General features: G+C 71.7%; 13 protein-coding genes and 1 tRNA gene. 11 read left to right on the forward strand and 3 right to left on the reverse strand.

Translation table 11 applies throughout. From position 1 onward, the window contains the following. Nucleotides 1-153 precede the first annotated feature (153 nt). Both LHJ74_RS24450 and LHJ74_RS24455 read right to left on the reverse strand, forming a co-directional pair. The gene (locus tag LHJ74_RS24450; RefSeq protein ID WP_260220366.1) at nucleotides 154-666 is read right to left on the reverse strand and encodes an SUKH-3 domain-containing protein; all 513 of its coding nucleotides are present in this window, start codon (nucleotides 664-666) and stop codon (nucleotides 154-156) included. Further along, on the reverse strand, nucleotides 663-1250 hold the full coding sequence (locus tag LHJ74_RS24455) for a YwqJ-related putative deaminase (RefSeq protein WP_260220367.1): 588 nt from the start codon (nucleotides 1248-1250) through the stop codon (nucleotides 663-665). The genes LHJ74_RS24450 and LHJ74_RS24455 overlap by 4 nt, the downstream gene beginning before the upstream one ends. Before the next feature lie 142 nt (nucleotides 1251-1392). On the opposite strand from LHJ74_RS24455, the gene LHJ74_RS24460 reads away from it, so the two are divergent. From LHJ74_RS24460 to LHJ74_RS24475, 4 genes are all read left to right on the forward strand, one after another. Beyond that, the gene (locus LHJ74_RS24460) at nucleotides 1393-2163 is read left to right on the forward strand and encodes a hypothetical protein (RefSeq protein WP_260220368.1); all 771 of its coding nucleotides are present in this window, start codon (nucleotides 1393-1395) and stop codon (nucleotides 2161-2163) included. 217 nt (nucleotides 2164-2380) lie between these two features. Further along, nucleotides 2381-3355 carry an SMI1/KNR4 family protein gene (locus LHJ74_RS24465; RefSeq protein WP_260220369.1) on the forward strand — a complete coding sequence of 325 codons (975 nt, stop codon included), beginning with the start codon at nucleotides 2381-2383 and terminating at the stop codon, nucleotides 3353-3355. Nucleotides 3356-3362: 7 nt separating this feature from the next. Continuing rightward, nucleotides 3363-5930, forward strand: coding sequence for an SUKH-4 family immunity protein (locus LHJ74_RS24470; protein WP_260220370.1), 2568 nt, complete (start codon nucleotides 3363-3365; stop codon nucleotides 5928-5930). A gap of 348 nt (nucleotides 5931-6278) precedes the next feature. Further along, nucleotides 6279-7196 carry a cellulose-binding protein gene (locus tag LHJ74_RS24475; RefSeq protein WP_260220371.1) on the forward strand — a complete coding sequence of 306 codons (918 nt, stop codon included), beginning with the start codon at nucleotides 6279-6281 and terminating at the stop codon, nucleotides 7194-7196. A 56-nt stretch (nucleotides 7197-7252) separates the two neighbouring features. On the opposite strand, the gene LHJ74_RS24480 is transcribed toward LHJ74_RS24475, so the two are convergent. Further along, on the reverse strand, nucleotides 7253-8836 hold the full coding sequence (locus LHJ74_RS24480) for a histidine kinase (RefSeq protein ID WP_375546829.1): 1584 nt from the start codon (nucleotides 8834-8836) through the stop codon (nucleotides 7253-7255). Nucleotides 8837-9119: 283 nt separating this feature from the next. Between LHJ74_RS24480 and LHJ74_RS24485 the strand changes: the two genes are divergently transcribed. From LHJ74_RS24485 to LHJ74_RS24515, 7 genes are all read left to right on the forward strand, one after another. After that, nucleotides 9120-9191: transfer RNA gene (locus LHJ74_RS24485), tRNA-Gln, on the forward strand. A 120-nt stretch (nucleotides 9192-9311) separates the two neighbouring features. Further along, nucleotides 9312-10820, forward strand: coding sequence for a bifunctional UDP-N-acetylglucosamine diphosphorylase/glucosamine-1-phosphate N-acetyltransferase GlmU (glmU, locus tag LHJ74_RS24490; RefSeq protein WP_260220372.1), 1509 nt, complete (start codon nucleotides 9312-9314; stop codon nucleotides 10818-10820). 85 nt (nucleotides 10821-10905) lie between these two features. Further along, nucleotides 10906-11883: a ribose-phosphate diphosphokinase gene (locus LHJ74_RS24495; RefSeq protein WP_260220373.1), complete on the forward strand. Its 978-nt coding sequence runs from the start codon at nucleotides 10906-10908 to the stop codon at nucleotides 11881-11883. 253 nt (nucleotides 11884-12136) lie between these two features. Next, on the forward strand, nucleotides 12137-12733 hold the full coding sequence (locus LHJ74_RS24500) for a 50S ribosomal protein L25/general stress protein Ctc (RefSeq protein ID WP_260220374.1): 597 nt from the start codon (nucleotides 12137-12139) through the stop codon (nucleotides 12731-12733). A 90-nt stretch (nucleotides 12734-12823) separates the two neighbouring features. Continuing rightward, nucleotides 12824-13435: an aminoacyl-tRNA hydrolase gene (pth, locus tag LHJ74_RS24505; protein WP_260220375.1), complete on the forward strand. Its 612-nt coding sequence runs from the start codon at nucleotides 12824-12826 to the stop codon at nucleotides 13433-13435. Nucleotides 13436-13497: 62 nt separating this feature from the next. Then, nucleotides 13498-14031, forward strand: coding sequence for a hypothetical protein (locus LHJ74_RS24510; RefSeq protein ID WP_260220376.1), 534 nt, complete (start codon nucleotides 13498-13500; stop codon nucleotides 14029-14031). A 212-nt stretch (nucleotides 14032-14243) separates the two neighbouring features. Then, nucleotides 14244-15032: a hypothetical protein gene (locus LHJ74_RS24515; protein WP_260220377.1), complete on the forward strand. Its 789-nt coding sequence runs from the start codon at nucleotides 14244-14246 to the stop codon at nucleotides 15030-15032. Nucleotide 15033 lies beyond the last annotated feature (1 nt).

Here is a 15033-nt window from a genome sequence, read left to right on the forward strand (position 1 = left end):
ACAGAATGGGCGGTCGGCTTGCGACGCCTGGCACGCGCGCTCGCCGCGTTGTCGGAGTCGTCCATGTACGCCCAGTACGAGGACGATCCTCCGCCTTGCGAGCGCACGCACCAGACGCCGCAAGCTGATCGACCGCCCATTCTGTCAGGGGCTCTAAGGCATGCTCAGCCGCTCCGGGCGGAGGCCCATCAGCAGGGTGGAGAGCGCCGCGTCGATGTCCGGGCCGAGATACCAGTCGCCGGTGTGGTCGAGCGCGTAGACCCGGCCCTCGAAGTCGATCGCGAGCAGCGCCGTGTCGTCCGCCTCCGTGCCCAGCGGCGCGATCTGCGTACCGAGGGCGCGGCCCAGATCGGAGAGGGTGCGGGCCGAGTGGAGTCCGGGCAGCGGGTCCACCCGCAGCGCGGTCGGCGCCAGATCGTGCCCGGGGCCGGCTGGGCCCAGATCGAGGCCGCCGAACTCCGCCCACGCCTCCACCGCCGCCGGGAAGACCGCATGCTCGTGCCCGGCCGGTGAGGTGTGCGCCCGCAGCGTGTCGGCCCACACCTCGGCCTGCCGGATGTCCCAGCGGCCCGGCTCCCAGCCCGAGGCGCGCAGGGCCGCGTCCAGGGCGACGGGGAAGCGGGTGGCGGACGCGGTGCGCGCGATGCGTTCCTGCGGCACACTCACCGCTCCCCCTCCGCACCGGGGGCGACGGCACGTACGCCGAAGTGCGCGAGCATCGGCGCGCAGGAGCGGCAGGGCGGGGCGTAGCTGCCGTGACGCGGATCACCGTCCTCGCGGATGCGGCGGGTGGTGAGTTTCGCCTGCTTCAGCGCCCGTTTCGCCTCGCCGTGCGAGAGCGGCTTGCGCGCGGCGCGCTTGCCCGTACGGGCCGCCTCGACCGACGTGAGGAAGCGGGAGAGCAGCACTGCCTCGGGGCAGCGCCCGGCGTGCCGTTCGCGTGCCTGGATGCCGAGGGAGTCGAGGAAGCTCTGGACGAGTGGATGCAGGCTGGGGGCGTCGCCCTTGCTGCCGGTGCAGGTGAGGGTCTCGCCGCGGACGGAGAGCGCTGCGGCGACGGCGGGGAGGATGCCGTCCCGCCGGTGGCTGGGCACGGGATCGGCGACGCGCGGCGCGGCGAACCCGGCGGGTTCTCCGGTCTGCTCTCCGGCCCAGCTGGGTGACGACCGCAGCCAACCGACCCGGGGGTCTCCCGAGGCGGCACGGTCCTGCTCCTGTCTCTCTGACGGATGCTGCTGTGTGCTGTGCATGATGGTGCTTTCCTCCCCGCGACCTCCGATGTGGAGATCAGCGCCAAGCGCCAAGTATGCAGGGGGACGCATCGAGGGGGTGGCGGGTTCCGTCGCGCCACAGCAGCATCAGCCGTACGACACATCGAGGCAGGAGTTCTCCATGCGCAGCACCACCTTGCGCGGCGCGGTGGCGGTCGCCGTGCTGATACCCGTCCTGACGCTGTCCTCGGCGGCGTGCAGCGAAGGCGGGGAGAAGGGTGACGGCGGGGGCGTCTCGGAGAGCGGGGGCAGCGGGCGGGAGAAGCCGGAGAGCGGCGAGGGGGACGGCGACGGCCGGGAGAGCGGACCACCGCTGACCGAGGCGCAGTTGGAGAAGGCCCTGCTGAAGACCGGTGAGGTGAAGGGCTATCAGGCCCAGCGCAACACCGAGGACGCACTGCCGCCCCGGAACACCATGGAACCCGACCGGCCGGAGTGCGAGGCGATCACCGACACGGTCGATTCCAAGCCCAAGCACAAACGGTCCGCCTACGCGAGCGGGCTCGTGATGGGGGGCGACTTCGACTCCGGCGGCGCGATCCAGCAGGTGCTGCTCGCCGCCTACCGGCCGGGCGAGGCCGCCCTCTGGCTGGACGAGCTGAAGCGGGCGCTGGAGGAATGCCGGAGCTTCCTCGGGAAGGCGGGCACCGGCGAGCAGGCGGAGCTGGAGATCGAGCCGGGCGAGGCCACCCGATTGGGGGATGAATCGGTGCAGTTCACGATGAAGGACGCGAAGGGCAGGGATTCCCCCACCGTGTTCCTCGTCGTAAGGGCGGGGAACAACACCGCGACCTTCATGTCGGCCGGAGTCTCCGGCGAACCGGTGCCGTTCGCGCGGCCGGTGGTGACCAAACAGTACGAAAAGCTGGCAGCCGCGGGAGGCCACCCGTGAGTACGTGGGTGCGATACCCCACCTTTGAGGAGTGTCCGGCGGCTGGGGGCGAGTGCGCGCAAGGCGGAGGATCGCCCTCGTACCAGGCGTACTCGGGCGGCCCCGACAGTGCGGCGAGTCTCCGTACCGGGCGTCGCGGGCCCCCGGGAAGACCCACCGGGCACCCCCTAGCGCATAGGCTGTGCGGGACAGCCAGAAGCAGCAGGGGGCTACCGCCATGACGACAGGTCGGCTCGGGCAGCACGCCGCGCCACCGAACACGGCCTACGCCGGGCAGGCCGTGAACTTCCCGGACCCGGTCCGGGCCAGCCGCCACCCCCACGGTGTGCGGATGGACGAGCACGGTTACCCGGACTTCTCGCCGTACGCCCGCGCCGCCGCCGAGATCGCCGAGCCCCCCGAGGGCTTCGGCGTCGACGAGCTGAGACTCACCGACTACGTCTCCGCCAACGCCGCCCTGCACGCGGAGGGCCACGAGCTGTGGGCGGACCTCCGGGCCGTGGCCACCCCGCACGGCTGGACTTGGCACCATGTCGCGCACTCACGGCGGATGGAACTCGTCCCCGTCGAGATCAAGGCCCTGCTGCGCCACCACGGCGGACTGGCCACAGCCGCCGTCGACCACTCCAAGCGCGGCACCCGCCCGCTCCAGGAGACCCGGCCCGCGCACTTCGAGGTGCCGCACGACGTCGCCGTGAGCGAGCGGCAGGTCGTCGAGGCCGAGGAGAAGCTCGGCTACCGGCTGCCCGGCGCGTACCGCGCCTTCCTGAAGGCCGCCGGCGGCAGCGCGCCACGCGGGGTGGCACTCGACGCGGAACTGGGGCTGCTGGTGGACCAGCCGTTCTTCACCCTGCGCGACGAGCCGGCGGTGAACGACCTCGTCTACATCAACAAATGCCTCCGCGATCACCTCACCAAGGACTATCTGAGCGTCGGCTTCGTGCAGGGCGGGATCATCGCCGTGCGGGTGCGGGGCGAGTCGATCGGCTCGGTGTGGTTCTGCGCGTACGACGACGCACGGGACCGCGAAGGCATGACCGTGCACGAGCGGGTCGGCTCCCTGCTGCTCCCGTGCGGCGCGGACTTCGACGACTTCCTGCTGCGGCTCGCGGGCAGCCCCCCGGAGTTGGAGACCGTGGCGAATCTGATGGTGGACGGCGGCTTCGCACGAGCCGTCCCGGTGAAGGGGTGAGGGCGCGATGGTGACCTTCGCACAGGCTCAGGAGCGCGCGGAACGCTGGGCGAACGCGGATGTGCCCGGGTACCAGCACCGCAATGTGCAGGTACACGAGTTCGATCTCGGCTTTGTGGTGTGGTCGGAGGACCGCTCCAATGGTCCGATCGGTGAGAGCGCCCGCTCCCGGCTGGTGATCGCCCGCGACAGCGGGGACGTCACGCTCTGGCCCGGGCTCCCGGTGGACGAGGTGATCCGCCGGTTCGAGCAGGAGTACGGCACCCCGGCCGCAGCCGACGAAGCACCGGCCGCCGCCCCGCCGAAGCGGCTGGACCTCGAGGCGACGTCCTTCCTGCTCACGCCGCCCGAATGGCTCCAGCAAGCCGCGGACCAGATGGGCGTACCGGACAACAGGGCGCAGCGCACGGGCGGCGGCGCGAGCGCACCAGCAGCACCATCGCCCACCAGCAGCGGCAGCGGGGCCTGGGCGGATCCGTCCGCCGCGAACCCGTGGGACGCGACGGACACCAGCGGATCCGGTGCGGGCGCCGTGCAGCAGCCGCCCGCGACGGTCTTCGCCCCGCCGATCACCGGCACCGACGCCGACGACACCCCGCCTCCGCCCCCCAGCTCACGCTCGGAGGCGAAGACCACGCTGCTGCCCGACGGCAGCGGGCTGCCCAGGACGGCCATCGCTCCGGCGATCGACGTTCCGGAGCCCGGCACGCCGCACGGGCCCGGCACGCCCCCGCCGTCCGGAGCCGCGACCCCGCCCCCGCCCCCGCCCTCAGCACCGGCAGGACCGGCAGCACCCGCACCACCGGCTCCTGGCGGCCCGGGCACGCCGCCCCCAGGAGCCCCGGGCGACGGCGGCGGTGCCCACCACGCCGCCACCATGCTCGCCGGCCCCTCCCAGGGCGGCCCCGGCACGCCAAGCGCACCCGCTGGCGGTCCGGGCGACATCTCCGACGCCGACACCAGCCGTGCCCAGCGGGGATCCGCCCCCGCAGCCCCCCGCTCCCCGCGCGGGGGCGGGCCGACGGTGCCGCCGCCGCCCGGAGCACCGGGCACGCCCGGCGCGCGTTCCGCCGCCGGTGCGGGCCCCGGAGCCGGTGCGCCCGGCGGCGGGTACGTGCCGACGCAGATGGTCTCCGCCGACCAGGTCGCCTCCCAGGGCTCACAGCCGCCCGTTCCCGGCGCCCCGAGCGGCGGCGACCAGAGCAGTGGCGGAGGCGACGGTGTCCACCACGCCGCCACCATGCTCGCCAGCCCCTCCCAGGGCGGCCCCGCTACTCCAGGCGCACCCGCAGCCCCCGGTGCTCCAGGGGCGCCAAGCGCACCCGGCGCACCGGGCGCACCGCCCGGTGGCGGCGTGCACGCCGCCGCCACGATGCTCGCCGGGCCCGCTGGACCAGCCGGGCCAGGTGGTCCAGGCGGCCCGGCCGCCCCGCACGCGCCCGGCCCTCCCGGCCCACCTGGACCACCCGGCGCGCCCATGCACCCGCAGGGCCAGGGCATGCCGCCCGGCGCACCCATGCCGGGGGCACCCATGCCCGGCGCACCCGGCGCCGCACCACCCGCCTACGGCTACCCCGCGCCGGGCGGCCAGCCCACGGTCGGCCCCGGCTATATGGCGGTCCTGCGCTACCGCGCCCCGGACGGCTCGGAACAGCAGCTCATCCGCCGCTCAGCCCCCGGGACGCCGCACCCCGAGTGGCAGATCCTGCACGAACTGCGCGGCATGAACGTCCCCCCGCAGCAGGTGCTCGAACTCCACACCGAGCTGGAGTCCTGCGACCTGCCCGGCGGCTACTGCTCCCGCATGATCCGCGAGACCTGGCCCCAGGTGCGGGTCAGCCACACCGCCGCCTACGGACGCGACCACGCCTCCCGGCAGCAGGGCATGCGCCACCTCGTGGAACACCAGGGTGAACTGCACCAGGTCGCCGACGCCCCGCCCCGCCCCGCGCCCAACAGGGCGCCGCTCCCGGCACCGCACCAGATACAGCCCGCGCCCCCGATCCCCCCGGACGGTATCGGTCAGGAGCTGCTCCAGGCGTTCGGTCCGCAGGGCGTCTTCCGCTTCGACCAGCGTGCCGTCTCCCGGCAGGGCGTACCCGACATCGTCGGGCAGGTGCTGGTGTGGGCGGGTGTCCCCGTCGACTTCGGGCCGTTCTTCTGGGGTCAGGCACAGCCCGGCCGCCCCGTGCCCACCCTTGCCGAGCTCGCCCAGGAACGCGGCATCCAGCCGGCGCCCGACGCCGGTTCCTACCTGGTCATGGGCAACGACTTCGGCCGCCAGCTGTGCGTCCAGTACGGCACCGCGCACATCGTCGCCGTACCCCTGGAGGCAGGGCCCGGCGGGCAGGCCGTACCCCCGCAGTTCGTGAACACCGGCCTCCCCGAGTTCGTACGCTGCCTCGCCCTGCTCGGCCGGATGTGGCGCCTGCGCTACGGACTGACGCCGGAGCAGGCGGGCCGCTGGACCGTCGACTTCCAGACGCAGCTCGCCATGCTCGACGGGGCGGCGCTCGCCTCCCCGGAGAACTGGTGGTCCGTACTCCTCGAGCAGCTGTGGGACGGACTCTTCTGACCGGCTGCCGACCAGGCGGCCGGTGCCGCGTGGGGCACCCCCGCCGTCACCCGCACGAGTGGGCTCACACCCCACCGGGCTGACGGCTCCGACCGGCAACGCACCCGCACCACCAGCGGCGAACTCCAGCTCAGCGCCCCCTGCCCGATCCGATGCCGCGCCCGAATCCGCCAGCCCCCGACAGTTTTTTGATCACTTGCGCCGAGATGCGACGATTACGGTCCCGGGTACACATAGCGCATCCTGGAATGCGGAACACGGGCGAAACAGCGCGTTCTGAACGCTCCCCACCGGGGACGAAGCGTCGGGGTGCCGTCGCCCACCGCGTTGCCGAGTGAAGGGGCTCCCATGAGTTCGTCGTCGCCGCACGGTTTCGTCGTCGTACGCCGCGGTTACCGGCCCAGCCAGGTCGACGGCCGCTACTCCGACCTGCTCGAGGAACGCGACACCGCGCAGCGCCAGGCCGAGCGGCTCACGGCGACGGCCGACACCGCCGCCGAGGAGGCGGCCCGCCTGACCGCCCTCGCCGCCACCCTCACCCCGCCGACGTACGACAGCCTCGGCGCCCGCGCACAGAGCCTGCTGACCATCGCCGCAGCGGAGGGCGACGACCTGCGCGCCGACGCCGAGACCGCGGCCCAGCAGCTCACCGAGGCGGCCGAGGCCGAAGCGCTCGCCGTCAGGACCGCCGCGCACGACACCGCGCAGCGCGTACGCGCCGAGGCCGAGACCAGTGCCGCACACACCGAACAGGCCGCAGAGACTCGGGCCGAAGCCCTGCGCGCCGCCGGGAAGGAGGAGGCCGAGGCCACCCGTACGGCCGCCGAGGCGGCACTCGAGGAGATGACCCGGCACTGCACCGAGCTGCTGTCCGTGCAGGAGAAGCAGCACCTGACGGAGTCCGACACGCTCGACCACGAACTCTCCGAGACTCTCGGCGAGGCCGAGGCCCGCATCGCCGCGCAGGCCGCACGCGCCGAACAGGTACTGACCGAGGCACGCCGCGCCTTCGCCGACGCGGAGGAGGCGGCCCGTCATCAACTGGAGGACGCCGAGGCGCAGGGCACCGCGCTCCTCACCGAGGCGCACGCCCTGGAGGAGCGCATCGAACGCGAGACGGACCGCATCCTCAGCGGGCACGCCGAGCAGGGCAGAGAGCTGCGGCAGCGCATGACGCACATCCGCAACAGCCTCGCGGCCCTCACCGGCAGGGTGCCGGACGCCTCCGTCCCGTCCCTCCCCGGACAGGCCGGCGGCGACGGCTGACCGACGCCACGCACCAGACCCCGCTCACTGATCCAGCACGATCGGAGCGACGGACGCTAACGGCCGCTCTCTCCCGGAATCACCGCCGAGACCCGGAAACCCCCCGCATCCGTCGGCCCCGACACGAACACCCCGCCCAGCGTCGTCACCCGCTCCCGCATGCCCAGCAGGCCGTTCCCCCCGCTCGGCAGGCCCGCGTCGGCGCCGCCCTCCGAGGGCGGCTCGTTCTCCACCTGGAGCGCGACCTCGCCCTCCCGGTGCGCCAGCCGCACCCGGGTACGCGCACCCGCCGCATGTTTGTGCACGTTCGTCAGCGCCTCCTGCACCACCCGGAACGCCGTCTGCTCCACCCGCGCCGCGTACGCCCGGCTGCTGCCCTCCACCGACAGCTCGACCACCATCCCGGCCTCCCGCGACTGCCCGACCAGCACATCCAGCTCACCGAGCGTCGGCCCGGAACCGGGGCCCGGAGGCGCCGCGGCCCTCACCGCACCCGAGCCCGCGCCTTCCCGCGCCGCCACCGAGCCGGCCGCGGCCCTGTCCGGACCATGGGCGGCATGCTCCGGGTGACCGGGACGGCCTGCCGCGTCTCCCGGCTCCCCCGCCACGGCGGCGAACGCGGCCAGCGGCGTCCGCGCGCCCGTCTTCCCCTCCGCACGGGCTTCGCGCTCCGCCCACTCCCGCTCGGCGGCCTCTCGGCCGGCGGACTCCCGCTCCACGGAATCCCGCTCCACAGGCCCCCGGTCCAGAGACTCCCGCTCAGCCGGCACCGGAGGCGCCCCGTTCGTATCGACGGTGCGCAGCACGCCCAGCATGGTCCGCAGCTCGGTCAGCGCCTGTCTGCCCATATCCCCCAGCAGCGCCGCGTTCCTCGACGCCTTCTCCGGGTCCTTCAACGCCACCGCCTGAAGCGCCGCCGCGTGCACCACCATCAGACTCACCCGGTGTGCGACCACGTCGTGCATCTCCCGGGCGATCCGCGTCCGCTCCTCGTTGCGCGCCCACTCCGCCCGCTCCTCCGCGCGGTCCGCGAGCAGCGACAGTTCCCGCTCCAGCCCGTCCGCACGCTCCCGCAGGCTCTCCACCAGCCGCCGCCGGGCCCCCACATACAGGCCCATCAGCACCGGCGGCAGCGTCATCCCGACCGACATCAGCACCGAGATCAACGGGATGAACCACGCGTCGGGGTTGAAGTCGGGCTCCTGGCCGATGCTCTGGTGCATCCGGATCCAGGTGATGACGATCCCGCCTGCCACCTGCATCCCGGCCAGCAGCCCGATGATCCGGCGCGGCATCTCGGACGCGGCGAGGGTGTAGAAGCCCGCCACGCCGATCAGCACACCCATCTCGGCCGGAGTCACCGAGATGGCCACCAGGACCACGACGATCGGCCAGCGCCGACGCAGCACCAGCACCGACCCGACGAGCAAGCCCATCACGACCGCGAGCGCCACCGGCAAGCCGGTGTCCTGCGCGAACTTCCCGCCCTCGAACGCACACTCGACCGCGGACAGGACCGCGAGCGTCACATCCAGCACGCAACTGCGCCGCCGCGTCCACCACAACGGGCCGCCCTCACCCGCTTCCCGCATCACCCCGCCCTGCTCCCGCGCTTGTGCGGCTTCCCCCGTCTCGGTCATACGGACCAGACTACGACCGCCTGCGACCGATTTTCCGGCCGAAGTCATGCACGCGACTAGCCGAAACCGCAGCAGGTGGGAGACAAGTCGGGAGTTTCCACTCGAACTGGTGAATGGCTCACCTTCTTTCCCTCGTGCGAACGTGTGCGACCGCGCGCGCGGGGAGGACGGGTCGCTACCGATCACTCCCTCTATACCGTCGCATCGAGGGCTGGTGGTGCGGCATAGTAGGAGCCACGCAGTGATCGGGCTGACCAGATGTCTGCATCAGCCTGATCTACTATCCCCTGTGGTGTAATAGGCAACACTGTCGTTTTTGGTGCGATCGTTCCAGGTTCGAGTCCTGGCGGGGGAGCACAGTTCGGTTTGAGTCCGTTGTGTCCCGGCGCTCACCGCCGGTACGGGGCCCCAAGGCTTCGCGAACCCCCCGGTATCCTGCGGGTGTCCACCCCATCCGAAGCCGAAGGGCACACCCGTGAGCGCCAACCGCCCGGCCGCCGTCGTCGTTCTCGCTGCGGGTGAGGGCACCCGCATGAAATCTGCGACTCCCAAGGTTCTGCACGAGATCTGCGGACGCTCACTCGTTGGGCATGTCGTGGATTCCGCCCGCGCTCTGGATCCGGAGCATCTCGTCGTCGTCGTCGGGCACGGGCGCGAGCAGGTCACCGCACACCTCACCGAGACCGCCGAGGGCGTACGGACCGCTGTGCAGCACGAGCGACTCGGGACGGGGCACGCCGTGCGGATGGCCGTGGAGGCGCTGCTGACCGGTGCCGGGCCGGCCGGTGCCGACGACCACGAGCCCGTCACCCTGGCCGGCACCATCATCGTGACCTGCGGCGACACACCGCTGCTGACGGGTGACACGCTCCGCGCGCTGGCGGCCGCGCACGCCGCCGACGGCAATGCCGTCACCGTGCTCTCCGCCGATGTGCCGGACTCCACGGGCTACGGACGGATCGTGCGTGATCCGTCCGGCGCCGTGACGGCGATCGTGGAGCACAAGGAGGCGACGGAGGCCCAGCGGGCGATCACGGAGATCAACTCCGGGGTCTTCGCGTTCGACGCCGCACTGCTGATCGACGCGCTGGGCAAGGTGCGCACGGACAACAGCCAGGGTGAGGAGTATCTCACCGATGTCCTCGGCATCGTGCGGGCGGAAGGTCACCGGGTCGGGGCCGCGCTGATGGAGGACCACCGGCAGATCCTCGGCGTCAACAACCGGGTACAGCTGGCCGAGGCGCGCCGCCTGCTGAACGCGCGGCTGCTGGAGCAGGCGATGCTGGCGGGCGTGACGGTGATGGATCCGGCGTCGACCTGGGTGGACGCCTCGGTGACGTTCGAGGCGGACGCGGTGGTGCTGCCCGGCAGCCAGCTGCTGGGGGCGACCCATGTCGCCGCCGGTGCCGAGGTGGGGCCGCATTCGCGGCTGCTCGACACGGTGGTGGGCGAGGGTGCGGTGGTCAGCAACACGGTGGCGGAGGGAGCCGAGGTCGGCCCGGGTGCGTCGGTCGGGCCGTTCACCTATCTGCGGCCGGGTACGCGGCTGGGCGGCAAGGTGAAGGCGGGCAGCTTCGTCGAGATGAAGAACGCGAGCGTGGGCGAGGGTACGAAGGTGCCGCACCTGTCGTACGTGGGCGATGCCTCGATCGGGGAGCACAGCAACATCGGGGCCGCGAGTGTGTTCGTCAACTACGACGGGGTGAACAAGCACCGGACGACGATCGGATCACACTGCCGTACGGGCGCGGACAATATGTTTGTGGCCCCGGTCACTGTCGGGGACGGCGCCTACACGGCGGCGGGTTCGGTCATCACCAAGGATGTACCGGCCGGTTCGCTGGCGGTGGCGCGCGGCCAACAGCGCAACATCCCCGGCTGGGTGGCGCGCAAGCGGCCCGGCAGCGCGGCGGCGCAGGCAGCGGCCCAGCGTGAAGCGGAAGGCGGTCCGGAGGACTCGCCCGAGTCGGATGATCAGGACTGAGGCCTCAGCTGGGTGCACGTCGCATCCGGGCGGGGTTTACCGTTAAGAGGCACCCACGCGAAGCGGAACGCAAGGAGACTGTGCTGTGACCGGGATCAAGACGACCGGCGAGAAGAAGTTGATGCTCTTCTCGGGCCGGGCTCACCCCGAACTGGCGGAGGAGGTCGCGGAGCAGCTGGGTATCGGAGTGGTTCCGACGAAAGCCTTCGACTTCGCCAACGGCGAGATCTATGTTCGCTTCCAGGAGTCGGCGCGTGGCGCCGACTCCTTTTTGATGCAGAGCCACACCGCTCCGATCAACAAGTGGATCATGGAGCAGTTGATCATGATCGATGCGCTGAAGCGGGCGTCGGCACGGAGTATCACGGTGATCGTGCCGTCGTACGGCTATGCGCGGCAGGACAAGAAGCACCGGGGCCGTGAGCCCATCTCGGCGCGGCTGATCGCGGATCTGCTGACGACGGCGGGCGCCGACCGCATTCTCACGGTCGATCTGCACACCGATCAGATCCAGGGTTTCTTCGACGGCCCGGTCGACCACCTCTCGGCGCTGCCGGTGCTGGCGGACTACGTGGGGACGAAGGTGGACCGCGCCAAGCTGACGGTCGTGTCGCCGGACGCGGGGCGGGTCCGGGTGGCGGACCGCTGGTGTGACCGGCTGGGCGCGCCGCTGGCGATCGTGCACAAGCGGCGGGACAAGGATGTCGCCAACCAGGTGACGGTGCACGAGGTCGTCGGTGATGTCGAGGGCCGGGTGTGCGTGCTGGTGGATGACATGGTCGACACGGGTGGCACGATCTGCGCGGCAGCCGACGCGTTGTTCGCGCACGGCGCGGAGGATGTGATGGTGACCGCGACCCATGGCATTCTCTCCGGGCCCGCGGCGGACCGGCTGAAGAACTCGCAGGTGAGTGAGTTCGTGTTCACGAACACACTGCCGACTCCTGGCGAGCTGGATCTTGACAAGATCACGGTGCTGTCGATGGCTCCGACGATCGCGCGTGCGGTGCGTGAGGTCTTCGAGGACGGTTCGGTGACAAGCCTGTTCGAGGAGCAGTTCTGAGCAGCGGACCGCGCTCCCCGCTGCGGATAACCGTTTCTGCTTGATCGATTTCTCTGCGGCCTCCCTGGCTGAGTAGACTGATCTGGTTGCTCGGCGAGGGAGGCCGTGGCGTGCGTGGCCCGTGTGAGTGTCGGGTCCGGCGCGCGCAGGGTCCTCCGTTATCGACGCGCTCTTCGTGGCAGACCTCTCGTGGGCGTCGTGGGCCGGGTGACCACCCGTTGACCACCGATTCCGAGTGCCCAGGAGCGCCATCATGGCCGATGTCAGTCTGACCGCCACCACCCGCAACGAGTTCGGCAAGGGTGCGGCCCGTCGGCTGCGCGCCCAGCAGCTGGTGCCCGCGGTCATCTACGGCCACGGTGCCGACCCCGTGCACGTCACCCTGCCGAGCTACGACCTGATGATGGCGCTGAAGACCTCGAACGTCCTGATCAACCTGGACATCGAGGGCCGCAAGGAGCTGGTCATCCCGAAGGCGATCCAGCGTGAGGCGATCCGCGGCTTCCTCGTCCACATCGACCTGCTCACCGTGAAGAAGGGTGAGAAGGTCAACGTCGACATCCCGATCCTCACCGAGGGCGAGCTGGCTCCGGGCCAGAACCTGCTGGAGCACGTGCTGAACTCGCTGCCGGTCGAGGCCGAGGCGACCCACATCCCGGAGTCGGTGACCGTCTCCATCGAGGGTCTGGTGCCCGGCGACGCGGTGCTCGCCAAGGACATCAAGCTGCCCGCCGGCACCGTGCTGGGCGTCGACGGCGAAGACGTGGTCATCCAGGTGCTGGCCGCGCAGGCCGAGGAGCCCACCGAGGGCGAGACCGAGGCCGAGGCCTCGGGCATCACCACCGCCTGACACCGTTTTCCATCGCCGCCCCGCTGCCGCACCGATTCGTTGCGGCACGGGGCGGCGGTCGTGTCCGATCTGCCGCCGGAGGGGCCAGAGATGACGACGAACGCCAGCGCGAGTGACCCGGTGGCGGAGCCATGGCTGGTCGCCGGGCTCGGCAATCCGGGGCCGCAGTATGCCGCGAACCGGCACAACGTCGGCTTCATGGTGGCCGATCTGCTTGCGTCGCGGATGAGCGGCTCGTTCAAGACGCACCGCGCGCGGGCGCAGGTGCTGGAGGGCCGGCTGGGGCCGCCCGGTCCGCTCGGGCGCCGGGTGATCCTGGCCAAGCCGATGTCGTTCATGAACGTGTCGGGCGGGCCGGTCACGGCACTGCGGGACTTCTACAAGCTGCCGGTGGAGCGGATCGTCGCCGTACACGACGAGCTGGACATCGACTACGGAACGCTGCGGCTCAAGAGGGGCGGCGGCGACAACGGGCACAACGGGCTGAGGTCGATCACGAAGTCCCTCGGCCCCGACTACCACCGGGTGCGTTTCGGTGTCGGCCGCCCGCCGGGCCGGATGGGCGTCGCGGACTATGTGCTGCGGGATTTCAGTCCGGCGGAGCGCAAGGAGCTGGACTATTTCGTGGACCGCGCCGCCGACGCGGTGGAGTCGCTGATTCTGGACGGCCTGGAGCGGGCGCAGAGCACCTACAACTCCTGAATCAGGGCGGTCGGCGCCGTCGGAGGTTGACCGGGCGCGTCGCGTGACGAATTATCGCGGTCATGTCACCCAGCTCCCGTTCCCGCTCCGGCGCCGTGAAGCGCAGCCGTGTCCGCCGGGCCGGTGAGAGCGCTTTCGGGGTGCTGCTGCTGGCGAGGTCCGGCCTGATGGCGCTGCTGGCCGGGTTGCTGCTGGTTGCCGGGGTGTGGACTTCGTGGGAGACGGCGAAGCCCGCGATGTTCGCTTCGGAGCGCGAGCAGGGCACGCTGAGCGTCGAGAAGTGCGCCGACGACACCTGCCGGGGCACCTACTCCCCGGATGACACGGGCGAGCGGGGCGCCACGCCGGAGCGGGTGACGCTCGGTCAGCTCGCCGCGCCGGACGCCGGGGAACGGGTGCCGGTGGCACTCCGGTCCGGTACGGACGAGGTGGTGCGCACGGGCGTGGCCGGTGTGCTGTACGCCTGGGTGCCGTTGGCGGGGGCGCTGGTACTGGCTGCCCTGGTGGTGGCGGGCGGTCTGCGGCTGCGGCGGACGGCGTGGGTGATGGGGCTGCTGGGGCTGGGGATCATGGGCTCGGCGTTTCTGGCGCTGTGACGCCTTCTGCGCGGGTTGACCACTGTGTGTTGTCACAGCATCGTTATCCTGTCGTTTTAGTGCGAAGCCGGATCAATCCGGCGGCTGGTGACAATTCCTCCTTGACCGGCCGCACCGGGCACGCGGAAGCTTTGCCCGTCACTTCTTCACCTGTCTACACCCCTCTTCACCTCAGCCCTCAGCCCCCTTCCCGGTCCCGAAGTTGGTAGTCCATGCGTGTCCTGTCCACGGCGTCCGCGCTGACCGTCGCCGCGGCTGCCCCACTGCTGCTTGTCACGGGTGCTCACGCGGCGCCCGGCACGGACTCCGGCACCGTGACGCTCCACAACGCGGCGACCGGCGAGGAGGCGGACTCGGGGGATTTCGAGGTCTGCACCTTCTTCCTCGACGCGGCGGACATCGACAACGGCCGCCGCATCAGGTGGAGCATCGTCGAGCGGGAGGGAGACGGCACGCGGGGCACCGTCGCCGAGACGGGCACGCTCTCCGTGGACCGGAGCGGGGCAGGCCGTACGCGGGATCTGTCCCTGGCGGACGGCAGCTATCAGTTGGTGTGGAAGGACAGTGGAGGGAACGGCGGGGGGCGGCGCACGGTCTTCACCGTGGACTGCACGGATGCCGCACCATCGCGGTCCGCCCCGGCCTCACCGCCGGCCACGGCCTCGCCCTCGCGGGAAGGGGACGAGGGGGGCGGAGGCCCGGAGGTGTCCGGGAAGCCGTCCACGGAGGCCACGGAGCCCGCGGAATCCACCGAGGCGTCAGAGCGGAGCCCGGCCGGGCCTGCGGACGGGCCGTCCGCGTCCGAGGAGGTCGCCCAGGACGTGCCCGAGGATCCGGCCGCGTCACCGGACGGCGGCAGCGATCTCGCCGAATCCGGTGCGGGCGTCTCTCCTGGTGCCCTGGTCACCGGCGGGGCGTGTCTGCTGGGCGCGGGAGCTTATCTGCTGCTGCGCCACCGCAACGCCCGGAACGGGCGGCACGTCCGCCCCGGGCGCGGCTGAG

The organism is Streptomyces gossypii (assembly GCF_025165795.1).
In the GTDB taxonomy this organism is placed as follows: Bacteria; Actinomycetota; Actinomycetes; order Streptomycetales; family Streptomycetaceae; genus Streptomyces; species Streptomyces gossypii.

What these genes read in the sequence shown, in the direction of transcription:
- LHJ74_RS24515 (WP_260220377.1), top strand. Translation starts at nt 14,244, where the DNA reads ATGCGTGTCCTGTCCACGGCGTCCGCGCTGACCGTCGCCGCGGCTGCC.
- LHJ74_RS24510 (WP_260220376.1), top strand. Translation starts at nt 13,498, where the DNA reads ATGTCACCCAGCTCCCGTTCCCGCTCCGGCGCCGTGAAGCGCAGCCGT.
- LHJ74_RS24500 (WP_260220374.1), top strand. Translation starts at nt 12,137, where the DNA reads ATGGCCGATGTCAGTCTGACCGCCACCACCCGCAACGAGTTCGGCAAG.
- pth (WP_260220375.1), top strand. Translation starts at nt 12,824, where the DNA reads ATGACGACGAACGCCAGCGCGAGTGACCCGGTGGCGGAGCCATGGCTG.
- LHJ74_RS24470 (WP_260220370.1), top strand. Translation starts at nt 3,363, where the DNA reads ATGGTGACCTTCGCACAGGCTCAGGAGCGCGCGGAACGCTGGGCGAAC.
- LHJ74_RS24475 (WP_260220371.1), top strand. Translation starts at nt 6,279, where the DNA reads ATGAGTTCGTCGTCGCCGCACGGTTTCGTCGTCGTACGCCGCGGTTAC.
- LHJ74_RS24480 (WP_375546829.1), bottom strand. Translation starts at nt 8,836, where the DNA reads ATGACCGAGACGGGGGAAGCCGCACAAGCGCGGGAGCAGGGCGGGGTG.
- LHJ74_RS24460 (WP_260220368.1), top strand. Translation starts at nt 1,393, where the DNA reads ATGCGCAGCACCACCTTGCGCGGCGCGGTGGCGGTCGCCGTGCTGATA.
- LHJ74_RS24465 (WP_260220369.1), top strand. Translation starts at nt 2,381, where the DNA reads ATGACGACAGGTCGGCTCGGGCAGCACGCCGCGCCACCGAACACGGCC.
- LHJ74_RS24455 (WP_260220367.1), bottom strand. Translation starts at nt 1,250, where the DNA reads ATGCACAGCACACAGCAGCATCCGTCAGAGAGACAGGAGCAGGACCGT.